We start from the raw sequence: 23933 nt of genomic DNA on the forward strand, positions 1-23933 counted from the left end.
GGAAAAGTGAATAATGAATGTTGGAAAAAGGAATGAAAAACGGATGGAGGGACCCATATGGATATCCAGCGGATGACGTATGCGCTTCAGGAAGGAATGGCGGAAGCTCAAAAATTGGCAGAGCAACAACAAAATACAGAAATGGACTTACCTCATCTGTTTTATGCGTTATTGAACAAAAGCGATAGTTTAATGGCCCATATTTTTGAGCGGGTCGGGTTGTCTAAAGAAGAAATCATCCATTATTTTCAAAAGCGGTTGGACGAATGCCCCAAAGTCAGCGGAGAAGGCGTCCAGTACGGCGCCTATCTTTCTAATCATCTGCAGATGCTTTTTCAAAAAGCAGACAAGGTGCGGGAGCAATGGAAGGATGATTATCTTTCGGTAGAACATGTGGTTTTGGCAAGCATGGATTTACCGGATCACAACTGGAAACAGTTTTTACATAAACATCAAGTGTCAAAGTCGCAGTTGGCTGCTGTTATTAAAGAGATAAGGGGGAATGAAAAAGTGGCAACCCAAAATCCGGAAGCCGTCTATGAAGCATTGAAAAAATACGGACGGGATCTTGTCGAGGAAGCGAGACAAGGAAAAATGGATCCTGTCATTGGCAGGGACAGCGAAATTCGCCATGTGATCCGGATTCTGTCTCGGAAAACGAAGAATAATCCGGTTTTAATCGGTGAACCGGGTGTTGGGAAGACCGCGATTGTGGAAGGCCTTGCCCAAAGGATTGTCCGCAAAGATGTCCCTGAAGGATTGAAAGATAAAACCATTTTTGCTTTGGATATGAGCGCGCTGATCGCTGGAGCCAAATTTCGGGGCGAGTTTGAAGAAAGGTTAAAAGCGGTTTTAAATGCGGTTAAGAAAAGCGAAGGGAAAATATTGTTGTTTATTGATGAACTGCATACGATTGTGGGCGCCGGAAAAACAGAGGGAGCCATGGATGCAGGGAATATGTTGAAACCGATGCTGGCGAGAGGCGAACTCCATTGTATTGGGGCCACAACATTGGATGAATACCGTCAATATATTGAAAAAGATCCGGCGCTTGAACGTCGTTTCCAGCAAGTTCTCGTTCAAGAACCAACAGTGGAAGATACGATTTCGATATTACGGGGCTTAAAGGAACGGTTTGAAATTCACCACGGCGTTAATATCCATGATAGGGCTCTTGTAGCCGCCGCAACGCTTTCTAACCGTTATATTTCCGATCGGTTTCTTCCTGATAAGGCGATTGACTTGGTTGATGAAGCGTGCGCTTTGATCAGGACGGAAATCGATTCGATGCCGACAGAATTGGACGAAGTGACGAGAAGAGTGATGCAGCTTGAAATTGAAGAAGCTGCCTTAATGAAGGAGACGGATGATGCCAGCAAAGCACGCCTTGAGATATTAAGAAAAGAATTGGCGGATTTAAGAGAAACAGCGAACGAAATGCGGGCAAGATGGCAGAAAGAGAAAGAGGCTATTCAAAAAGTTCAGGAAAAACGCGAACTGTTGGAAAGACTTCGCAGGGAGCTGGAATTGGCGGAGAACCAATATGACTTAAATAAAGCAGCTGAATTGCGCCATGGAAGAATTCCCCAAGTAGAAAAAGAACTGAAGGAACTGGAAAACGAAGCCGCAACGAAACAGGACGAGAATCGGCTTCTTCGGGAAGAGGTGACAGAAGAAGAAATTGCGGGGATCGTTTCCCGTTGGACAGGCATACCCGTTACCAAGCTTGTGGAAGGAGAAAGAGAGAAATTACTGCGATTAGAACAAATTCTCCAAAACAGAGTAATCGGCCAAGAAGAAGCAGTGAAGCTGGTGAGTGATGCTGTACTAAGGGCAAGAGCGGGAATTAAAGACCCAAATCGTCCGATCGGATCGTTTTTATTTCTTGGTCCGACAGGCGTCGGAAAAACAGAGCTGGCAAAGACACTCGCAGAGGCATTATTCGATAGCGAAGAGCAAATGATTCGGATCGATATGTCCGAGTATATGGAAAAATTTTCTGTTTCGCGTTTAATCGGTGCTCCTCCTGGATATGTCGGCTATGAAGAAGGGGGCCAACTTACGGAAGCCATTCGCCGTAAACCTTATTCGGTTGTTTTATTGGATGAAATAGAAAAAGCGCACCCGGAAGTATTTAATATTTTGCTGCAAATGCTGGATGACGGTCGAATCACGGATTCACAAGGAAGAACGGTTGATTGCAAAAATACGGTTGTCATTATGACTTCCAACTTAGGCTCTTCCTACTTGTTAGATCGAAAAGAAGAAGGAGACATTCAACCGGAGACAAAAGAAAAAGTATTGAACGAATTAAAGCATCACTTTCGCCCGGAATTTTTAAACCGTGTGGATGATATTATTTTGTTTAAACCGTTGACGATGGAGAACGTAGAAGCCATTGTGGAAAAATTGCTCGGTGAACTAAAACAACGACTGAAAGATCAGGAATTGGATCTTAGAGTCACGGAAAACGCTAAGAAGCTCATTGCGAAAGAGGGATTCGATCCGGTATATGGAGCCCGGCCATTGAAACGGTTCATTCAACATCAAGTAGAGACTAAGCTGGCAAGGGCGATTATTGCCGGAGATATTTTGCCAAATAAAGAAGCGGTGATTGATGAAGAAAACGGAGAGCTCATTGTCCGTTCTTCTTAAATAGACGGGGGGATCTGTTCGCTCACACCTTCATGGCTGAAGTATCCATTTTGGCCATTGATGAAAGATGCCACAAGCCAAAAGGGGCGACCTCATCGGCCGCCCCTTTTGGACTCAATGTTTTTCAACCGGTTCGTCCGGAATCAGCGAGCTTAACAAAAAGATCAGAATCGCAAAGACAAACGTTAAAAGAAGGCTGAGACTGAAATTAAACGCTGCTCCGGCCATTGCTCCCACAACATATACGAGCATTAAAGACAAAAGAAATGCCCATACCAGTGTCATAATGAAACGCATCGGTTATTCACCTCGTTTTATAAATCAGTATGTACCTATTATACCTCTATCTTACCACACTTCCGTTCGATGATGAAATCTTTCTTACACATTTGAAACTCCTCCGTTTTGAATAGGCTGATTTCTTATCGAAAAATCTGTTGCCTTCATACAATATTAAGACTCACTATGCAAAAGGAGAAGTTGATCATGCAGCAAAAGATATTTCAGCATGATAGAGAGTGGTGCATTGTTCATTATCCAGTAAAGCCGAACGGTTTTGCCGTTATGATTCTAGGAGATCAAAATCATTATGTCACAGAAAAAGGGAGTTTTTGGATGGAAAACGAAACTAGGAGGGATTGGATTGACCAGTTGACGAAATCCGGCTATCTGGTATTTTATTCCAACTTTTTTGGGGCCCATTGGGGAAGCGAAAAGGCCGTGGAATCTGCATTGAACTTATACCACTATATAAAAAGACAGGAGATTATCAATCAGCGTATTCATATTCTAGCTGAGGGAACCGGAGCGCTTTTACTAAAAAACATGTTAACGGGTATTCAGTCCAATTTGCGCTGTGCAGTCGTCATCACTCCGTGTATTTCCCTACGATTGCATAATGAGCAAGAAAGAAAACAGAAGTTCTTCTTGAAAAAGTTCAGGAAGGAAATTTCTGTGGCTTATCAGGTCGAAGAAAAGGAATGGGAAAAAGTGATCCAAAAGGATACGGTCATTCCGCTGATCAAAACGAAAAATCCCCTTTATTTTATAGAAATAATTGGACACCTATCGTATAAAGGACAATTGGAAGTCGTCCAATCCGTTTGTAAAGAACGGATGAGGAACCATTTGCCGGTAAAACTCGAATTCTTTTTGCCGGAGAAGCGGCCGCTTATTATTCGAAAATGTTTGCGATATTTTCGCGAGCATGAAAAAGAATTATAAACCGGAAACGAACGGTTCATAAAAAAGAAGGATCCTTTAAAAAAGATCGCATATGCTCTACCAAAAGAAGCTTAAATGAAAGAGTTTCCTCGCTTAAGTTCATTTTTTACTAAAGATCCTTTAACAGCTAAGATTGGGAAGCATAAAATAGCTATATGGGGAATAAGGGGGGATGCCTATGAATGATGCAGTTGTGTTTTCCGGCAATTCATTTATTGGATTTGAATTGTGCCGAGTCTTTTTAGAGGAAGGAATGACGGTCCTTGGCTGCGATGAAGATGAGCTGGATGAGGATCGATTGTTGGAGATAGGGAGAAATGCTAATTTTCAATATCAAAAATTTCATCATATTCAAAGACCTGAGCACATACCATCCCCATCTTATCTCGTTTTTTCTTTTTATGATGGTTATTACCACCGAAAAGAAAACGCTTGGAAGGCGATCAAGCCCGTTGTTGAAAAAAGTTTGGATTGGAAAAAACATCATTTTATCTTTCTGTATCCATCTATTTGGTTGAAAAGAAAAGAAAAACATGATCTATACGTGGAGGCGGAGGAACTCCGAAAACAAGCTGAAAAAGAAAAAGCGTCCGTAACTGTTTTTTATTTACCGACCGTTTTCGGCCCTCGCCAGCCCAATTCTTTTTTATTGGCGGAAGCGATGACCAATCCTGCTTTTCAATGGGAACAAGCTTGCATTGATGAGGATCTTGAGGATGCTTTATACGTAGAGGATGCCGTCGACGTCATCAACAGGCAAAAAGAAAAGTCTAATACTTTTATCCTGGTAAATGCCAATCCGTCGAGCTGGGAAGCGGTTATGAGCCGTGTGATCCATGACGAAGAACAAATAAACGCTTTAAAAAAACGCTGTAAAGATCAATCACGAAATGCCTATCCTTTTGAAACCTTGCAGGTTGAAAACAAATTACCTATAGACGAAGCAGTACAAAAGCAAATTATTCATATAAAAAAACGAGAGATTTGTGATTTCCCCTTTTTTAAGTTTTAGAAGAAGTGTAGAATAAAGACTGGTCCAAATCGGGTACTTTTTCCTATTGAGGAAATGGGAAAGATTCGTAAATCTCATTTTTCTTTTAAAAGAGTTGGAGGAGGCGTGCTTTATGGATTTTTCTCTTTTTATACACGTACTCCCTTTAACATGTTAGAGCATCAACGCATATTTTATGCTTTAACAGCTTTTACCTGAAGTGAGGGTTTGGAAAGAGGGAGTTCTCGGAATGGCAAAAAAAGTCGCAGTTGTAATTATAGTGATGATCTTATTTGCTTTGCTATCTTCTTGCAAGAAAGAAGATGATAAAGGACATCTTCAAAAAGTTGGAATACTGGTACCGGAAACCATAAATGATCAAGTATGGGGTACAAAAGGATACAGTGGTATGCTTCGCATTCAAAAACGTTTCGGTGTGGATGTTTATTACAAAGAATGGATGAACTCAAAAGTGCTAACGGAAAAAGCAGTAGAGGAATTTTCACATAAAGGGATTAATTTAATTTTTGGACATGGAAGTGAATATGCAGAAAACTTTAATCAAATAGCGCCTAAATTTCCAAATATCCATTTTGTCAGTTTTAATGGGAATGCCAAGTGCAAAAATACGACAAGCCTCAAGTTTGAAGGTTATGCTATGGGATTTTTTGGAGGAATGACAGCCGCCCATGAAACAAAAACAAAAAAGATTGCTGTTCTTGCTACCTATAAATGGCAGCCGGAGATCAAAGGGTTTGTGGATGGCGCCAAATATGAAAATCCTGACGTTCAAGTGTTTAAACAATATGTCGGAAATTGGGATGACACAGATCAGGCGCTTCATTTGCTTGATGGGCTGATTGACAAAGGGGCGGATGTCGTGTATCCGGCCGGCGACCGCTACAGTGTCCCGGTTATTCAAAAATTGAAAGAAAAAAGATTATATGCCATTGGCTATGTGTCTGACCAATCGGATTTAGGAAAGTATACGGTGCTTACAAGTACTGTACAGCATGTTGATAAACTTTATGAAGTAGCCGCCGCGCGTTTTGCAGAAGGAAAGCTTCCTCCTGGAAATTTGTATTTTGATTTTCAAGACGGTGTCATTACGATGGGTAAATGGAGCCCCGTGGTTGATAAACCATTCCGAGACCGGTTGAATCGCGATATCGCCATTTATACCAAAACAGGAAAGCTGCCAAGCAAAAGTGATAAGGGAGGCATTTAAATGAATGAACAAAAAAATATGGAATTCGTGCAAATGGCCATGAAATACTTACCTGAGGCGCAAGAAAAATTAAAGGAAGCGGGAATCAAACTTTCCATGGAGTTGATTCAGCCTTTTATGGATCTGTTTTTGAAAGTGATGAACGAAGCATATGAATTAGGGAAAAAAGAAGCCTTGAAAGAATAGGAATGGAAAAGGGGGGAATCCTATGATAATTGGGTTCTCCCCTAAATCATAGACCGCTTTTTTGCCGCAAGTTTTAAAAGTTCATGAATTTCATCCTTCCTGTTGGACGAATGAAAAAGTTTCTTTATTTCTTGATCCATTTTTCCAATAACGGCGTGACTTTATTCCAAAGTGGTTTAAAATGCTCAAAAGAGGACATCAATATATCCATTTGATTCATCAATTCCATAAAATCAACGTTTTCCAGATCCATCTCATCTTTTTTGTTCTCCGATTTTTTTTCGCCGTTACGTTCATGTTGGCCAAACATTAGTTTGTCAAAAGGATGTATATTGGTTTTTTGCTTCTCTTCCGTACTCATAAGTTAGCTGCCCCCTTTCCTTCTACCTTTTAGTTTATGTGTCTCAATTAAAACGGAATGGATAGAGTCCCATAGATATAGTGGGTTGAGGAAAAAAGTTTGCAAGACAAAAGTATTTTTGTTATGATTAGTACCAGGTAATAATATGTGCTTATACCACTTTCTATAAGTCAATGGACGCTCATTGCGTATTTTTCGCAACGAACGCTCGTTGAACAAAGTTTTTAGAAGGAAGGGAAGCGTGTTGAACGCAGGAATTATTGGAGTTGGTCGCTACGTACCAGAAAAGGTTGTAAAAAATACAGATTTAGAAAAAATCATGGATACGTCTGATGAATGGATCCGTACGAGAACGGGAATTGAAGAACGGAGAATTGCCGGAGATGATATGGATACGTCCGATATGGCGTTTGAAGCTGCGAAAAACGCCATTGCACATGCCGGAATTTCTCCAAAAGAAATAGATTTAATTTTAGTGGCTACTGTCACCCCGGATCAGCCTTTCCCTACGGTCGCATGCATGCTCCAAGATCGATTGGGGGCAGCCAATGCAGCGGCGATGGATATTAGTGCTGCTTGTGCTGGTTTTATGTACGGGCTGGCAACCGCCCAACAATTTATCACTTCAGGTGCGTACCGCTATGTGTTAGTGGTGGGGGTTGAAAAACTTTCGAAAATCACGGACTGGAGCGATCGGAATACAGCTGTACTATTTGGCGATGGAGCAGGGGCAGCTGTAGTAGGGCCAGTTTCTGAAGGAAGAGGAATTCTCGCTTTTGATCTCGGTGCGGATGGATCCGGCGGGAAGTATTTGTACCAAGACCGATATATCCATATGAACGGTCGGGAAGTGTTCAAGTTTGCGGTTCGACAAATGGGAGAATCCTGCATTCGTGTGATAGAAAAAGCGGGACTTTCGAAAGAAGATGTCGATTTTCTAATTCCTCATCAAGCCAATATTCGGATTATGGAATCTGCTCGCCAACGCTTGGAGCTTCCTGTTGAAAAAATGTCGAAAACCGTTCATAAATACGGAAATACTTCTGCTGCCTCTATTCCAATTTCGCTTGTGGAAGAACTGGAAGCTGGTAAAATAAAAGATGATCAGGTTATCGTGATGGTAGGATTTGGCGGTGGTCTGACATGGGGAGCTGTTCTTCTAAGATGGGGACGGTAAAAATAAATCTTCTTGAACTCGTAAAGGAGATGGGGTAATGGAGAAAAGACGTGTTGTTGTAACCGGGCTTGGTGCGGTTACACCTGTTGGATTAAATGTTGAAACTTCTTGGGAAAATATCATAAACGGAGTAAGCGGGATTAAGCCTCTGACAAGAGTGAATCCTGATGAATTTCCTGCTAAAGTAGCAGCTGAAATAAACGATTTTAATCCGGAAGACTATTTAGAACGAAAAGAAGCAAGAAAAATGGATCGCTTTACTCAGTATGCCGTAGCTGCTGCCATTCAAGCTGTAAAAGATGCTGATCTAGTCATTGATGAATCAAATGCAGAACGAGTGGGAGTGTGGATCGGCTCCGGCATCGGCGGCATGGAAACATTTGAACAGCAGTTTGAAACATTCCAAAAAAGAGGTTACCGCCGAGTCAGCCCGTTCTTTGTTCCGATGATGATTCCTGATATGGCAGCCGGCCAAGTTTCTATTCTACTTGGTGCCAAAGGAATTAATTCCTGTACGGTGACAGCTTGTGCAACCGGCACAAACTCTATCGGTGACGCTTTTAAAGCGATTCAGCGCGGAGATGCCGATGTGATGGTGACGGGCGGTACAGAAGCTCCTATCACTCGTATGAGTATTGCTGGTTTCAGCGCCAATACTGCTCTTTCTACAAATCCGGATCCAAAAACGGCCAGCCGCCCCTTTGATGCAAATCGCGATGGTTTTGTCATAGGGGAAGGTGCAGGAATTATTGTTTTGGAGGAACTGGAACATGCATTAAAAAGAGGAGCGCGAATTTATGCTGAAATCGTTGGTTATGGCATGACAGGCGACGCTTATCATATTACAGCTCCTGCCCCGGGAGGAGAAGGAGGAGCGCGGGCTATGAAAAAGGCGCTCCAGGATGCCGGTTTAAAACCGGAAGATATTGATTACATTAATGCCCATGGAACAAGCACGCCGTACAATGATAAATTTGAAACGGCGGCCATTAAAACGGTTTTTGGTGAACATGCATACCGTCTAGCTGTTAGCTCCACTAAGTCCATGACAGGGCATTTGCTTGGTGCGGCCGGGGGCGTGGAAGCTATCATCACCGTCCTTTCAATAAAAAATGATATCATGCCGCCGACTATCAATTTGGAAACAAAAGATCCGGATTGCGATCTCGACTACGTTCCACATGAAGCAAGAAAACAAACGGTTCGCGCAGCCATCAGTAATTCATTCGGATTTGGCGGACATAATGCCACGATTGTTTTTAAAAAATATGAACAGTAATGGGTTTATGTCTTAAACGATTCATTTTGCATGTGTAGGATAAGATGATGGAAACCCTCAAAAAGGACAGAATGTGTTTTTCCGTTCTGTCCTTTTTTGATGGAAAATCATTTTTACTATTCCAAAAAATATATTCAAAAACCTGAGCGGTATAGTAAACTGAAAAAAAGACGATTAGGAGAAATGACAGTGTCCTTTTTTTGGATCCGATTCGTGATTTTTAGTTTGATAAGTGTTGTCTTTTTGTATCAGGAGTTTGAGCCGACTCAACATTTTGCCGTTTTGCTTCTTTTGTTTTCCCTTTTGTTGATCGGCTATTTTTTGCTATCCGTCGTGCCTAAACCAGCTGTTTTGCATGGTGTGATGGGGATTTTGCTCTTTTCATTCGGGTTCTTCGCATCTTCGGAAACGAAGGTGTATATCCTTTTTTTGTTTTTGTATTTGATGATGGAAGGAGCCGTATTGCTAAGTTCCAAAGACTTTCTTTACTCGTTCGGCTCTTATTTGATTTTGTCTTTTTTATTTCTTTATTGGAAAGTACCGGAAAAAAGCCCCTTTCTTTTAGTTTCTTCTCTCTTTGCCATTTTAACGTTCAGTTTAAATCGCAGTTTTGCAGCTCTGAAGGAAAAACAAAAGCTGTATGAAACGCTGGTCGGGGAGTTTCGAAAATTAAAGCGTATTTCTTATGAATCGGAGCGAACGGCAAGGCTGGAGGAACGAACAAGAATTGCCCGGGATATTCACGACTCTGTTGGGCACAAACTCACTGCACTGCTTATGCATTTGCAAATTTTATCCATGCAGAAAGGAGAAGATTTTGAAGAATTGAAGGGATTGGTACAAGATAGTTTAGAAGAAACAAGGCAGGCGGTAAGAGCTTTGAGGACAGAGGAGCATGAAGGAATTGCAACCGTTTTAGAACTTATACGCAAGTTAGAAGCGGAGAGCCACATTTTTTTGAATTTAACCATCAAAAAAGGGATTTTATCCACACCTCTGACCAATCAAGAAAGTATAGTTTTATATCGAGTGATTCAAGAAGCATTGACAAATGCCATGCGCCATTCTCATTCAAAAGAAGTGGAGCTGCAATTAGGGTTCGACGCGATTGGAAAACTGGAATTCTCCATTTCGAATAAAGTGGTTGAAAAAAAAGAGTTTACTTTTGGATTCGGTTTATCCAATATGGAAGAACGATTAAAGGAAATTGGCGGAAAATTGACGGTTTACTATACGGAAACGGATTTTGTAGTGGAAGGGAGCTTTCCGTTAAAGGGGGAAAACCGTAATGTGGAAAGTATTATTGGTTGAAGATCAGCCCATCGTAAGGCAAGGATTAAAAATGATGATGGAACAAGATCCGGAAATTCAAGTGATTCAAGAAGCAGAGAACGGTCTGGAAGCTCTCAAATGTTTAGAACGGAATCACGTTGATTTGGCAGTGATCGATATTCGCATGCCGGTGATGAATGGATTGGAAGCAACGAGAGAAATCAAAAAGCGATGGCCTCATGTGAAAATACTGATACTTACCACTTTTAATGATGAAGAATATGCCGAGGCCGCTTTAAGGGACGGAGCCAGTGGATTTTTGCTGAAATCGGCGGAGCCGCAGGCGTTCATCCGAGCTATTCACAGCTGCATGAGTGGAGGAATCACCATTCATGAGGAAGTGGCGGCAAAAGTGGTGCCGAAATTATTCAACCATCCCAAACCAGCAATAGAGCTTCCGCTGTCGCCCCGTGAAAAAACCATCGCCATTTTAGTGGGAGAAGGAAAATCCAATCGGGAAATTGCCGCCGAGCTTTATTTATCGGTGGGAACCGTCAAAAATCATATTTCGCAAATTTTGCAAAAGCTGCATCTTCGAGATCGTACTCAATTGGCGATTTTTGCCGTGAAAAATGGGCTTTGCTAATAAACAAAAGAGTGTCGGTGCATACCGACATTTTTTTATCGCCAAAAACATATGTCTACAAAAAATGACATTACGAAATCAAACGCTGATAGAAGCGGAGTTTCCTGTCGCAACCATTGTTAAACAATGACGGAGGTCATAGTTTTGGAAAAGAAGAGATGACGGAAGATAGTGTTTTCCCGATCGCAAACTCAGTACCATGTAAATAGAAAAACGAAAGGGGAAGAAAGAAAACATGATTGATGTGGTCAATATCACGAAAAAATTTAAAAAAATAACGGCTGTCGACGGGGTCAATATGTATCTGAACAAAGGCGAGACGGTAGGGCTTTTGGGACCAAACGGCGCTGGAAAATCTACAACCATTTCCATGATCGCAACGTTGATTCCTCCTACGGTTGGAGATATTCGATTGAATAACGAAAGCGTGATTAAGCATCCGGCTTATCTTCGCTCGATTCTCGGGATTGTTCCGCAAGAGATCGCCTTATATATGGATTTATCAGCAAGAGAAAACTTGGAATTCTTCGCAAGAATGTATAAGCTTTCAGGAAAAGAAAAAAAGAAAAAAGTGGATGAAGTATTGGACATCATTGGTCTTAAAGATCGGCAGCATGATTTGACGAAACATTTTTCAGGCGGGATGAAACGACGACTGAATATTGGGGCAGCATTGCTTCACGACCCGGAATTGATCATCATGGATGAGCCGACCGTTGGAATTGATCCGCAATCTCGCAATTTCATCTTACAAACTGTCAAGCGGCTGAACGAAGAAAAGAAAATGACGGTCCTTTATACAAGCCATTATATGGAAGAAGTCGAGTTCCTATGCGATCGGATTTATATCATGGACAACGGGAAAATCATTACCTCCGGAACCAAAGAGGAGATTAAAAATATTCTTTCGGCCGAAAAGACGATCGTGATCAAAACGGAGAGGCTCAAGGAAGAATTCGTCCATGTTTTAAACCAAGAACCGACCATACGAAAAGTCTCAGTGGGAAATCAAACAGTATCGATTATCGTTCCGAAACAGGTGAACCTTTTTCAAAAAATTTTTCGATTCGCGGAGAGTACGGATACGGTCATTACTTCTATCGATGTTCAATCACCGACGTTGGAAGATGTATTTTTGCATCTTACCGGAAAAGCATTAAGAGACTAATAAGGGGGGAAGAACATGATCGCATCGCTTGTGAAAAAACAATTGCTATTATTACTGCGAAACCGACAGGAGCTGCTTGTGCTGTTGGGAATGCCGTTTCTATTAATTACGATTTTAGGCGTCGCTCTTGGCAGCGTTATGGATGGCGGCGATGAACCGATAAAAGGAAAAGTGGCCATCATCATTCAAGGAAATGAACAAAAGGATAAGGAAAAATTGATTCAAGAAATCAAGCAATCTTCGATTCCACAGCAGCAAAAACAGAATTTGATAGAGGGGACCCAATCGTTTTCGCCTATTGAACAATTAAAAGGTATTTTTAATAGTCCCAATGTGAAGAAATATATGGAAGTGAGCATCAAAGGCAGGACCGATCTTGACGATATCAGGAAAAAACGGGATGTATCTGCTGTGATCGTTGTTCCGAAACATTTTTCTTATAATGTGTACCGGCATGTCTTTTTAGGAGAAAAACGAGTTCCGCAGCTGACTTTCTATCAAAATGATGGGAAAATGGCGGCACTGGCCGCTCTTGATATTGTTAGGTCGTACCGTGACCAGTTGACCACTAACACGGCAATGACGAAAAACGGAATTCGTTTCAACGGCAATCATCATCCTGCGGAAATTTCGATGGAGTCTGTAACGAAAAGAAAACCTATGAAAGCCATTACCTATTATACTGTGGGAATGAGCGTAATGTTTGTATTATATATCGTTTCTCAAGTATCGACTTATGCTTTTCAAGAGAAAGAATCTCATGCGTTTGACAGGATGGTTTTGGCTAATATTCCGATCTTTAAATACGTATTCGGAACTTTTTTATCCGCTTTTGTTCTAGCGTTGCTGCAAATATTGATTTTATATGGGGCGGTAGAAATTGTGTACGGAGTGAAGTGGCCTAATTGGTTTTCCTTCCTGGCTATTTCCATATCGTTAAGCGCATCTGTGGGCGGATTGGCAGTGTTGATGATGGCCATCAATTTCCGCAGCCAATCGGAGTCGGCGTCTACGTTTTTTTCATCCGCCATTGTTTCCGTTTTTGCATTTGTCGGAGGCAGCTTTTTCCCCGTCGGACAGATTTCCAATGTGTTTCGATGGCTAGGCAATGCGACTCCGAATGGGGCGGGAATGAATGCCTATTTGAAGCTTTTGCAAGGCTACGGATTTACTGAAGTCGTTGGCTCTTTTGGATATTTGCTTGCATTAAGTATTTGTTTATTCATGATCGGGTGGATGATATTTCCTAGAAAGGAGATGTCTGCATGAAAGCGATTCTTCTGGCAAAATGGCAAATGTTTTTGAGAAAACCGTGGGGCTATTTCTTGATTTCTGTCATTTGCGTCGGTTTTGCTTTTATCGTCGGAAAAGCAAATGATACGAAAATGATCGTTCCTGTAGCCAGCCAATTGAACGAAAAGGAAACAAAGACGGTGTTGCACGAATTCCATCAATTCGATTTGGTTGACTTTCGGTTGACAACGGAAAAGGACGTTCAACAAATGGTTGGCGAAGGAAAAGCAGAAGCTGGCATCATCTTGTCAAAAGATCACTTTCGTCTTGTGGTCACCTCACAAACCGGAAACGTACAGCTGATCAAGCGGTATGCAGAAAAGGTCCAAGACGAGTATTTCCAAAATCGCCACATCAAAATCGAATTGGAAAAGATGCCAAAGGAAATGAAAGAGCGAGTTCTTAAAGATTTAGACCAACCGCTTTTTCAAATCAAACAAAAAAGTTTGCACGATCACGGTACGGTGATTATTGATCCTCATCTGCAAAGCTTATTCGGTTTCGCTTTATTCTTTGTGATTTATACCATTGCTTTTCAAGTTGTGAATATATTGCAGGAGAAAAAAGAGGGAATTTGGGATCGAATGATCTTTTCCCCGATTAAAAAATGGCAAATGTACACAGGCAATTTATTGTTTTGCTTTGTCTTAGGGTACATTCAAGTTCTGATGGTTTTTTCTGTTTTTTATGCAATAGGCGTTGATTTTTATGGTGGTTTTGCCAAAACGCTGGTCATTTTGATTCCTTATGTATTTTCCGTTGTGGCTCTTTCTATATTTCTTACCGGCATCTGCAAGAGCGTTCCGCAGTTTCGGGCCATCTTGCAAATTCTAGCGGTCAGCATGGCAATGGTCGGTGGAGCTTATTGGCCGATTGAGATCGTTTCATCCCAAGTGCTTCTGGCCATTTCAAAGTTTGTGCCGGTGACCTATGCCATGCAGGCGCTGAAAGAAGCGACCATCTATCATTATTCGTTCAGCGAATTGTTATATCCGATCAGCATTCTGTTTATGATGGGAGTGGTGTTAATGGGAATCGGGATCAACTTGATGGAGCGAAGGCATGTTTAACGGGACCATTCATAAAATAGAAGATGATACGGACAAATTTGGCCAATGATTGGAACAAAAATGAGACGATTTCGTTTTCGCTAACCTTGTGAAGAAAAACATAGATTAGAGAGCAATCCTCCCTGAATCATTTTGGAAAGCAAGGGCTTAGTGGCCTTGCTTTTTTGTGTCTTTTGAATGGTTTTGAACATAAATATAAATACATAAAAAGGGAGGATGCCTTTCATGGGTGTATACAATACGAAAGAATGGCTAATGAATCATTGGGACGAACCACTCGAATGGATGAGCAAGATCGATGGAATCTCAGAACGGGAAGCGATTTCGTTTTATCGCTATTTACAGAAGCACGGCATGTTTGCGCCTTCCAAACGAACAAGACCCACTTTTGAGGGTCTTGTACAGAAAAAAGCTTGGAAGGAAATGGAACGTCTTTTTTTAAAATATAAACAGCTTTGGAATGGCCCTGATATCGGCATTTATTTGTTTCCTGTTCAATCCAATTTTTCCCTTTTTGGAGACAGACCGAACAAATCGGGTCTGGCTCTAGGCGACAAGATGTTTTTGTTTTTATCTCCCGACATTGACAAAGAACAATGGGAAGCCGTGTTTGTTCATGAATATCATCATTGTGCTCGGATGGAAAAATTGGAAAAAAGAGAGGAAAAGTATCGACTTTTAGATTCCATTTTGTTTGAAGGCCTGGCGGAGTTTGCCGTGAAGGAATATGTAGGAGAAAAATGGAATGCTTCTTGGTGCAAACAATATACATCGGCTGATATAAAAAAATGGTGGCGTTCTTATGTACAAGATCACCTCATGCTGTCCAAACAAAATCCTGTTCATGATCGAATTTTATATGGGAAAGGCATGCTGCCGTCTATGCTTGGCTATGCGACGGGATTTTCCATTGTTGAGGAATGTGCAAAAAAATGGAAGAAAGGGACAAAGGAAATGCTTGCTCTGCCTGCCGAAACTTTTTTGAAAGAATGGAATCAATGATCACCTGTTTCCATCTCCCCATATAAAGGGGGATTTTTTGTTTTCAGTAAGGTTGAAAAATGTCTAAACGGTTTTAACGCAACGGAAATTCGTTGATCACATTTATGAATGTGAAAATTTGATTTTGAAAAAAGAAAGCATGTCGAGGAAATATCGCTTTCGCATAATAGCGGGATTTCGAGAATATACATGAACAAAAGACGTTGGACAAGCCAACAGAGAGAAAATGGCGGCGAGGATGGAAAAAGGTGGGGAGAATCTTTTTTTGGCTTTTCGGATTCGGATTATCAGTGGCCGGCGGAGTCAGCATGATCATCTATGTGAACTTTATGGCTGCAGGGCTGACGTTCGTTGAATACGTGAAATTTCTTGCGAAAAAAGGGAATTGTTATTTGTTTGTACTCGGATTGATCATCATCAGTCTTTCCATTTACTATCCACAGCCAAAGAAGAAAAAATAAGAACACATTCAAAAACATCCCCCTACAGGAATAATTTAACTTTCTTTTGCCCATACTGTGTGACAAATGAAGAAGATGTAAGGGGGTCTCTACATGTTGTACTTGCATGATGTCTGGGTAAATTGGTTTGAAGGCGAGGAAAACGGATATAATGTCTGTCCGTTTCATGAATGGAGGAAAGAGGACGCCATTGAATTATTAGACCAGGTGCCTCTTTTGAAAGTAAATAAGCTATTATACCACTTTATTGAAAATGATATGTCTGATTTGCCGAAAGACTTATTAAATGAAGTCTATCAAAAAGCCTATTTAAGAAAAAACCATGAACGCATCCAGTTGGATTATGCATTCGTTGTAACAGACGGAGCCGGTATTTTGGCTGTCGATACTATGGGCTACACCATCCCGATTCGAAAAAGCCGTTTGATTCCCCGTCAGGAACAATTAGTATACGAAATGATTGAAAATGAAGAAGAAGCAAACTTCGAATGGGAATTAGCTCATAAAGAGAAAGAACATCATATTCTTTCTCCTCTTCCGGATCAAATGTTCGGACTGACCAGGAAAGAAAGACAGCTGAAACAACTTTTGTTTATGGCTCTTGATCAACTTCAGTCTTCCAAAAATACAGCGGAAATTCGCTATTGGTATACAGAATGGGCGCCGGAAAAATATGCGCAAATTCAAGAAATGAATTTCGATGAAGCATGGAACGCTCTCTATGAAGAAACGAAAGTAGGCTGGACCGAAAAACATATGCAGCTTTGCGAAAATATTATTCGGGGACAAGCCTTTTTTGAAAAACTGTGGGAAATGGAAAATGGTTCTTCGAAAGTGAATTAAACGACGAGGCTTTGCAGGAGCAAAAGGTTATTCCAGGCGGGAGATGAGTGCCATCTTTCTGCTATTTTTTTGAATCTTTCATGAAAAATGATCGGCCGCGGGATGAGTCCCGCGGCCGGATTTTTATCTTCTTCTTTTTCTTCCGAGCCCCATGGCGTTTTTCATTTTTTGCAGCATTTTATTGGCCACATAGTTCGCTTTTTCTGCACCGCGGTCGAGAATTTCATCCAGTTCTTCAGAATCGATGAGTTCAGCATAACGTTGTTGAATCGGCTTTAGCTCTTCGATAATTAATTCCGCCAAATCTTGTTTAAATTCTCCATACCCTTTACCGGCGTATTTTTCTTCCAACTCTTTGATGGAAATATTTCCGAGAACGGAATAAATCGACAACAGATTGGAAACTCCGGGCTTAGCTTCCCGATCATAGCGGATAACTCCTTCAGAATCGGTAACGGCACTTTTGATTTTTTTCTCGATGAGTTTTGGTTCGTCAAGCAAGGTGATAAACGCTTTTGAATTCGGATCGGATTTGCTCATTTTTTTCGTAGGATCTTGGAGAGACATGACACGCGCTCCGGCTTTCGGCAAGCGGATTTCCGGTATGGTAAAAATATCGTTGTACTTTTTATTAAATCGTTCCGCCAAGTCTCGCGTTAATTCAATATGTTGTTTTTGATCTTCTCCAACAGGCACTAAATCGGTATTATACAATAAAATGTCGGCTGCCATTAGTGGAGGGTATGTGAGAAGACCGGCGGAAACCGCTTCTTTGCCGGCTGATTTATCCTTAAATTGTGTCATACGCTCCAATTCGCCAATATAAGAAATACATTGAAGAATCCAACCGGCTTCCGTATGGGCCGGAACTTCGGATTGAATGAAAAGAGTCACCTTTTCCGGATCAAGACCGACCGCCAAGTACAATGCCGCTAATCTGCGGATGTTTTTGCGAAGCTCAAGACGATCTTGCGGAACGGTAATGGCATGCTCATCCACAATGCAAAAATAACAGTTGTACTCGTCTTGCAGTTCAACAAATTGCTTCATTGCCCCAATATAGTTTCCCAGCGTAATCGTTCCGCTAGGCTGAATACCCGAAAAAATTGTTTTCATCATTTTCTACCTCCATCATGCATCCTAAAATTTTTTGATCCATAAAAAAACCATTCGTCCGTAAAGATTAGGGACGAATGGTTGTTCCGCGGTGCCACCCTAAGTTGCTCGCATGGAGCCACTTTGTTTCCATTCACATGGAATCCTTTTAACGCAACGGAATGCGCCTCTTCACTACTAAGCTTGAAGCCGTTCGCAAAGGGAGCTCGAAAGTCCATTCCAGCCGTCCGATTGTTTGTTTCCACCGACCACAAACTCTCTGGAAAACCGGTTATCGGCTGTACTCTTCTTTCTCATCGCTTCAATTATGTGTGTTCCTGATTATAACGAATTTTTAACAAGGATTCAAGCGGCTCAAGGGGAAAAGAGAAAGGCAATCATCAAATCTAAAACCACAAAAAAACTGCCTGTGATGATCAATGGATTCGTGAAACGAATTTTTCTTTTGCCAGCATCTAAACGTGAAACTACCGTTTGATCGACTGGGTCAAATTGTGAAACATACTGGCCTTCTTTGGACATTTTTCTTATTTGTTTAAAGCTATTCATGATTCCGTCAAAAAAACCTCCACCATAAACGAAAAGAAAGAGACCGATCGTCAAGAAAAAGAGACCGATCAAAAACGTGGAGTTGACAAAGCTAGTAAAAAAAGATTGCGGATCTATCAAAGAATACAAGGCAGAAATCAATATGTTAACAAAGAATAAAATAAAAACCGTCTTCATGAACAACGCTCCCTATGATATCGTAACAATCTTTTGCAGGTTGCAATCGCCGTTTCTACCTTTAAGTATACTTGTGATGAAAACGGCAGACAATGATCGGTCCACTTTAAAATCCATTATTTTCATGAAATGATTCTCATATTATTTTAGAAAAATACATCCATATCATGAATAGAAAATCAATTTAAAAGTTTAAACTAAGGAAACATATTAAAGCGTTACCATTTTAATTTAAAGAAGGAATTCTGTTTAATCATTATTTAATTAATATTCTAATAAGATTGTGTATATCGAAATATAAAAAAATTAGTTATTGCAAAAAAGTTAAAATAGATTATAATAATTATCAAATCTTTCGAAAAAATAGGAAGATACTATCATAAAAGGAGGTCAAATTCCCTATGAAAAAGAAGTTCTCTCTTTTTCTCGTTCTCTTGCTTGCTCTCGGCACGGTGTTGACTGCATGCAGCGGTAGTAAATCCGGCGATGGCGGCAAAGACGAGGACAATGCCAAAAAAGATCAAGTATTAAATCTGGTTGAAACGCAGGAAATACCAACGATGGATTCTGCGTTAGCAACTGATGTTGTTTCCTTTACTGCTTTAAATAATGTAATGGAAGGGCTTTATCGTTTAGGAAAAAACGATGAACCTGTAGAAGGAATAGCGGAAGGGGAACCGCAAGTCAGCAAAGATGGAAAAACATGGACATTTAAACTTCGCGATGCGAAATGGTCCAATGGAGACCCGGTAACAGCCGGCGATTTCGTATATGCATGGAGAAAAGTAGTGGATCCGAAGACTGCCTCTCAATATGCATACATAATGTATGACATCAAAAATGCACAAGCGATCAATGAAGGAAAAATGAAGCCGGAACAATTGGGAGTAAAAGCGCTGGACGATAAAACGCTTCAAGTGCAGCTTGAGACACCGATTCCTTACTTTAAAGCTCTTCTAACGTTTGGAACATTCCTGCCTCAAGACGAAAAATTTGTCAAAGAACAAGGCAAGAACTACGGTTTAGAAGCTAATACCACTGTTTACAACGGCCCGTTTGTTCTGTCTTCTTGGAAGCATGACGACAAATGGCAAATGAAGAAAAATCCGAATTATTGGGATAAAGATTCTGTAAAACTGAAAGAAGTTAATGTGAAAGTCATCAAAGATACGCAAACTGGAGTGAACTTGTATGAAAGCAAGGCCATTGACCGCGTCGGCCTCGATTCTGAATTTGTTGATAAGTATAAAAACGACAAAGATTTAAAATATGAAAAAGAATCAAACGTTTTCTTCTTACGCTTCAATGAACAAAATCCTGTATTGAAAAATGTGGATGCCCGCAAGGCCATCAGCATGGCTTTTGATAAAAATCAATTTACCAAAGTCGTTTTAAATAACGGATCTATCCCTGCTGATTATTTTGTTCCGGCAGAATTTGTCAAGGGGCCAAACGGAAAATATTTCCGAGATGAGAACGGAAACTTTAATACGTACAACGTAAAAGAAGCGAAAAAATATTGGGCAAAAGCGAAAAAAGCGTTGGGCAAAGACAAAATCACTTTAGAACTGTTAAACTATGACGATGATTTGTCCAGAAAAGCAGGCGAATATTTAAAAGAACAGCTAGAAAAGAACTTAAAAGGATTAACGGTTAATATTAAACAACAGCCGTTCAAACAAAAACTTGACCTTGAAGCCAAAATGAATTATGACTTCTCGCTTGCCGGCTGGGGACCAGACTATGCCGATCCGATGACGTTCATCGATATGTTTGTAACCGACGGCGGAAACAATGAAATGCATTATTCTAATCCTGAATATGACAAGCTTGTCCAAGAAGCCAAAACGACTTATGCTCTGCAGCCGGAAAAACGTTGGGAAGCGATGCTAAAAGCGGAAAAAATCCTTTTGGATCAAGATGCAGCCATCGCTCCTGTTTTTCAAAGAGGAAGAGCAGTATTGCAACGTCCGTATGTAAAAGGATTGTTGAAACATAAAGTAGGCCCTGAACTATCTTACAAGTGGGTATCGATTCAGTAGAGGAATGAAGCTGACCTTGAAAAAGGAGGGTGTGTGCTTAAGAGCATATACTCTCCTTTTTCCCTAGTGGGGAAAATCATTCTGAATATAAGGAATTGACAAAAAATTGTTGAGTTTTGTCATAATGAAAAAGGAATGGAGGTTATCGGATGTTAAGATATACCATCAGGCGTATTGTTTATATGCTTGTGACGATGTTTGTGATTGCAACGGTCACGTTTTTTCTTATGAAGCTTCTGCCTGGATCCCCGTTGCATAATCAAGAAAAACTTTCACCGGACCAACAAAAAATCATTCTGGAAAAATACGGATTAAATGATCCGCTCCCCGTTCAATATGTTCGCTATATGGGGAACTTAGTAAAAGGAGATTTAGGAGTGTCATTCCAATATAATAACCGTCCGGTGTCGACGATGATTGCAGAACGGATTGGTCCTTCCGCCGTTTTAGGGTTTCAGGCTGTCGTGTTTGGCACCATTGTCGGCATTTTGCTTGGAATCATCGCAGCCTTAAAGTATAACACAATCGTGGATTATGGAGCTACCACCATTGCCGTTCTGGGGATTTCCATTCCTTCTTTTGTTTTTGCGGGATTTCTCCAATACTTTTTGGCGGTGAAGTTTCCGATCTTTCCGGTAGCGGATTGGGGCGGGTTCAAGTACACGGTGTTGCCGTCGCTTGCTCTGTCCGTACCCGTTATTGCCACCGTAGCCCGTTTTATGAGAACGGAGCTTTTGGAGATTTTATCGTCAGATTATATTATGCTTGCCCGCGCAAAAGGGGTTGGAAAGCGGGATATTATTTTGAAGCATGCGCTGCGAAACGCGCTTATCCCCATTATCACGTTGCTTGGTCCAATGATTGTGAACATTATAACCGGATCTTTAGTTATTGAAAATATTTTCGGAATTCCTGGTCTTGGGGATCAATTTGTCCGTTCGATTATGACGAATGACTTCGGCATGATTATGGGGACTACCTTGTTTTACAGCGCTCTGTTTATTTTTATGGTTTTTGTTGTGGATATTTTGTACGGAGTGATTGATCCGCGTATCCGTTTGACAGGAGGGAAGAAATCATGAATGCTGATCGTTTGCCGGACTTGAATCATCTCTCAGACGAACTGTTTGTTCCTGTTGAAAGAAAAGAGGAACAATTAGAAACTATCGAACGTCCAAGCTTGAATAATTGGCAAGATGCCTGGATTCGACTGAAAGGAAATAAAGGAGCTGTTGTCGGTTTAATTTTGATCATTTTGATTTCAGTGATGGCGATTATTGGGCCTAGCCTGTCCGGACACACGTATAAAGAACAAAATGTCGCTCATGCGAAACTTCCGCCTAAAATTCCTGGATTGGAAAAAATTTCGTGGCTGCCGTTCAACGGAAAGGATCAAGACGGATTTGATATGTACAAAGCCAAAAATGTAAAAGAATATTATTGGTTCGGTACGGATGAACTGGGACGGGATTTATGGACAAGAACTTGGTATGGAACCCGCATTTCAATTTACATCGGTATTTTAGCTGCGGCCATCGATTTGCTGATTGGCGTTTTATATGGAGGCATCTCTGGTTTTTACGGAGGAAAAGTGGATGATATTATGCAGCGGATCAGCGAAGTGTTGATGGGAATTCCGCAATTAATTATTGTCATTCTCTTTATCCTCGTGATCCAGCCGGGAATCATGTCGATCACATTGGCGATGGTCATTACCGGCTGGGTGAATATGGCGAGAATTGTCCGCGGACAAATATTGAAATTGAAAAACCAAGAATTTGTTCTCGCTTCCCGAACGCTGGGTGCTTCCAATAAGAGATTGATAATCAAACACTTGATTCCCAACATCGTGGGCCAAATTGTTATTACCACTATGTTTACGGTTCCGAATGCCATTTTCACCGAGGCGTTTTTAAGTTTTATCGGTTTGGGGATTCGGCCGCCGGAAGCTTCTCTCGGCTCGTTGGTGAACGACGGATTCAAATCCTTGCAAACGAATCCTTATATGCTCATCATTCCATCTGTCATCATCAGCTTGTTGATCTTAAGCTTTAACTTATTGGCAGATGGATTGCGCGATGCGTTAGACCCGAAGATGCGTAAGTAAGAAGAAAGAGGAGAATCGAAATGGAAAATATACTCGAAGTTAAAAATTTACATGTTTCCTTCGATACGCATGCAGGAGAGGTTCAGGCTGTTCGGGGGGTGAATTTTGAATTAAAAAAAGGAGAAACGCTGGCCATCGTGGGAGAATCCGGGTCGGGAAAGTCGGTGACCACTAAAGCCATTATGCGTTTAATTCCCAGCTCGTTCGGTTCGATTAAAGAAGGAGAAATTTTATTTGCCGGAAAAGATCTGACGAAATTATCGGATTCGGAAATGGATCAAATCAGGGGAAAAGAAATTTCGATGATTTTTCAAGATCCGATGACATCGCTGAATCCGACGATGACCATCGGAAAACAAATTATGGAACCTTTAAGAAAACATCGAAAGCTGTCAAAAGTAGAAGCGAAAAAAAAGGCGATTGATCTTCTGCATTTGGTTGGTTTGCCTCAACCGGAAGCGCGCTTTAAGCAATACCCTCATCAATTTTCAGGCGGACAAAGACAGCGAATTGTGATTGCCATTGCGCTTGCATGCAATCCGAAAATTCTCATTGCCGATGAACCAACGACGGCTTTAGATGTGACCATCCAGGCACAAATTTTAGAATTGATGAAAGATTTACAACAAAAAATGGAGACTTCCATCATTTTCATTACCCATGATTTAGGAGTGGTCGCCAATGTAGCGGATCGTGTGGCGGTCATGTACGGCGGGCAAATAGTTGAAATTGGAACTGTGGACGAAATATTTTATGATCCAAGACATCCGTATACATGGGGGCTTCTTGCTTCGATGCCGAGCATGGAGATCGATCAGAATGAGGAATTAAAAGCGATCCCCGGTACTCCCCCGGACTTGCTTCGTCCACCTAAAGGCGATGCTTTCGCTTTAAGAAGCGAATATGCTTTGAAAATTGATTTTAAATATGAACCGCCTGTTTATAAGGTTTCGGATACCCATCTAGTGAAATCGTGGCTGCTTCATCCGGAAGCACCGGAAGTGGAGCCGCCTGAAATCGTGAAACAGCGTATCCGCTTGATGCCAGGCAATTATAAGGAACCGTTGCTCGTGAAGGGGGTGTAGG

At 41.2% G+C, this 23933-nt stretch carries 23 protein-coding genes and 1 other annotated feature; of the genes, 19 read left to right on the top strand and 4 right to left on the bottom strand.

The window, feature by feature from the left end; genetic code table 11:
• The first annotated feature begins 57 nt into the window (after positions 1–57).
• Positions 58–2655: an ATP-dependent chaperone ClpB gene (clpB, locus tag NST81_RS05205; RefSeq protein ID WP_341028726.1), complete on the top strand. Its 2598-nt coding sequence runs from the start codon at positions 58–60 to the stop codon at positions 2653–2655.
• A 114-nt stretch (positions 2656–2769) separates the two neighbouring features.
• Here the strand turns inward: clpB and NST81_RS05210 are convergent, their stop codons facing one another.
• Complete coding sequence (locus NST81_RS05210; RefSeq protein ID WP_003353700.1) at positions 2770–2952, bottom strand: YjzD family protein; 183 nt, start codon at positions 2950–2952, stop codon at positions 2770–2772.
• A 189-nt stretch (positions 2953–3141) separates the two neighbouring features.
• On the opposite strand from NST81_RS05210, the gene NST81_RS05215 reads away from it, so the two are divergent.
• The 4 genes from NST81_RS05215 (at position 3142) to NST81_RS05230 (ending at position 6284) form a co-directional block, all read left to right on the top strand.
• The gene (locus tag NST81_RS05215; RefSeq protein ID WP_048622866.1) at positions 3142–3879 is read left to right on the top strand and encodes a hypothetical protein; all 738 of its coding nucleotides are present in this window, start codon (positions 3142–3144) and stop codon (positions 3877–3879) included.
• A 178-nt stretch (positions 3880–4057) separates the two neighbouring features.
• Entirely contained in the window at positions 4058–4891 is an 834-nt protein-coding gene (locus NST81_RS05220; protein WP_048622867.1) for a hypothetical protein, read from the top strand.
• Positions 4892–5120: 229 nt separating this feature from the next.
• A complete protein-coding gene (locus tag NST81_RS05225; protein ID WP_341028730.1) occupies positions 5121–6098 on the top strand; it encodes a BMP family ABC transporter substrate-binding protein in 978 nt (325 codons plus the stop codon).
• The gene (locus NST81_RS05230) at positions 6099–6284 is read left to right on the top strand and encodes a ComZ family protein (RefSeq protein WP_003353696.1); all 186 of its coding nucleotides are present in this window, start codon (positions 6099–6101) and stop codon (positions 6282–6284) included. It abuts the gene before it with no gap.
• 124 nt (positions 6285–6408) lie between these two features.
• Here the strand turns inward: NST81_RS05230 and NST81_RS05235 are convergent, their stop codons facing one another.
• On the bottom strand, positions 6409–6645 hold the full coding sequence (locus NST81_RS05235) for a hypothetical protein (protein WP_341028731.1): 237 nt from the start codon (positions 6643–6645) through the stop codon (positions 6409–6411).
• Between the two features lie 244 nt (positions 6646–6889).
• Between NST81_RS05235 and NST81_RS05240 the strand changes: the two genes are divergently transcribed.
• The 10 genes from NST81_RS05240 to NST81_RS05285 all read left to right on the top strand — a co-directional run bounded on the left by NST81_RS05240 (position 6890) and on the right by NST81_RS05285 (position 16856).
• Entirely contained in the window at positions 6890–7822 is a 933-nt protein-coding gene (locus NST81_RS05240; RefSeq protein ID WP_341030473.1) for a beta-ketoacyl-ACP synthase III, read from the top strand.
• A gap of 37 nt (positions 7823–7859) precedes the next feature.
• Positions 7860–9101 (top strand): beta-ketoacyl-ACP synthase II, encoded by a 1242-nt coding sequence (gene fabF / locus NST81_RS05245; protein WP_003353693.1) that lies wholly within the window; start codon positions 7860–7862, stop codon positions 9099–9101.
• 189 nt (positions 9102–9290) lie between these two features.
• Positions 9291–10412: a sensor histidine kinase gene (locus NST81_RS05250; RefSeq protein ID WP_061778467.1), complete on the top strand. Its 1122-nt coding sequence runs from the start codon at positions 9291–9293 to the stop codon at positions 10410–10412.
• Positions 10390–11019: a response regulator transcription factor gene (locus NST81_RS05255; RefSeq protein WP_048622870.1), complete on the top strand. Its 630-nt coding sequence runs from the start codon at positions 10390–10392 to the stop codon at positions 11017–11019. Before NST81_RS05250 ends, NST81_RS05255 begins: the two co-directional genes overlap by 23 nt.
• A 235-nt stretch (positions 11020–11254) precedes the next feature.
• Positions 11255–12187: an ABC transporter ATP-binding protein gene (locus NST81_RS05260; protein ID WP_341028733.1), complete on the top strand. Its 933-nt coding sequence runs from the start codon at positions 11255–11257 to the stop codon at positions 12185–12187.
• Positions 12188–12202: 15 nt separating this feature from the next.
• A complete protein-coding gene (locus NST81_RS05265; protein ID WP_341028734.1) occupies positions 12203–13456 on the top strand; it encodes an ABC transporter permease in 1254 nt (417 codons plus the stop codon).
• Entirely contained in the window at positions 13453–14550 is a 1098-nt protein-coding gene (locus tag NST81_RS05270; protein ID WP_341028736.1) for an ABC transporter permease, read from the top strand. Before NST81_RS05265 ends, NST81_RS05270 begins: the two co-directional genes overlap by 4 nt.
• 225 nt (positions 14551–14775) lie before the next feature.
• Positions 14776–15552: a DUF2268 domain-containing protein gene (locus NST81_RS05275; protein WP_341028738.1), complete on the top strand. Its 777-nt coding sequence runs from the start codon at positions 14776–14778 to the stop codon at positions 15550–15552.
• Positions 15553–15800: 248 nt separating this feature from the next.
• Entirely contained in the window at positions 15801–16013 is a 213-nt protein-coding gene (locus NST81_RS05280) for a hypothetical protein (RefSeq protein ID WP_341028741.1), read from the top strand.
• Between the two features lie 93 nt (positions 16014–16106).
• Complete coding sequence (locus tag NST81_RS05285) at positions 16107–16856, top strand: YjbA family protein (RefSeq protein ID WP_048622875.1); 750 nt, start codon at positions 16107–16109, stop codon at positions 16854–16856.
• Between the two features lie 123 nt (positions 16857–16979).
• Here NST81_RS05285 and trpS read toward each other — a convergent pair whose 3' ends face one another.
• Both trpS and NST81_RS05295 read right to left on the bottom strand, forming a co-directional pair.
• The gene (trpS, locus tag NST81_RS05290) at positions 16980–17975 is read right to left on the bottom strand and encodes a tryptophan--tRNA ligase (RefSeq protein ID WP_341028744.1); all 996 of its coding nucleotides are present in this window, start codon (positions 17973–17975) and stop codon (positions 16980–16982) included.
• Positions 17976–18038: 63 nt separating this feature from the next.
• Positions 18039–18278, bottom strand: a binding site (T-box leader).
• A gap of 48 nt (positions 18279–18326) precedes the next feature.
• Positions 18327–18698: a DUF3899 domain-containing protein gene (locus NST81_RS05295; protein ID WP_048622877.1), complete on the bottom strand. Its 372-nt coding sequence runs from the start codon at positions 18696–18698 to the stop codon at positions 18327–18329.
• A gap of 401 nt (positions 18699–19099) precedes the next feature.
• On the opposite strand from NST81_RS05295, the gene NST81_RS05300 reads away from it, so the two are divergent.
• From NST81_RS05300 to NST81_RS05315, 4 genes are all read left to right on the top strand, one after another.
• Positions 19100–20740: a peptide ABC transporter substrate-binding protein gene (locus tag NST81_RS05300; RefSeq protein ID WP_341028745.1), complete on the top strand. Its 1641-nt coding sequence runs from the start codon at positions 19100–19102 to the stop codon at positions 20738–20740.
• A gap of 149 nt (positions 20741–20889) precedes the next feature.
• Entirely contained in the window at positions 20890–21822 is a 933-nt protein-coding gene (gene opp3b / locus NST81_RS05305; RefSeq protein WP_003353683.1) for an oligopeptide ABC transporter permease, read from the top strand.
• Positions 21819–22847, top strand: coding sequence for an oligopeptide ABC transporter permease (gene opp3C / locus NST81_RS05310; RefSeq protein WP_340396373.1), 1029 nt, complete (start codon positions 21819–21821; stop codon positions 22845–22847). Before opp3b ends, opp3C begins: the two co-directional genes overlap by 4 nt.
• Positions 22848–22867: 20 nt before the next feature.
• The gene (locus tag NST81_RS05315; RefSeq protein WP_341028746.1) at positions 22868–23932 is read left to right on the top strand and encodes an ABC transporter ATP-binding protein; all 1065 of its coding nucleotides are present in this window, start codon (positions 22868–22870) and stop codon (positions 23930–23932) included.
• The last annotated feature ends 1 nt before the right edge of the window (position 23933 follow it).

The sequence above is a fragment of the Bacillus sp. FSL W8-0223 genome (assembly GCF_038006805.1).
Classification (GTDB): Bacteria; Bacillota; Bacilli; order Bacillales; family DSM-4216; genus Bacillus_O; species Bacillus_O smithii.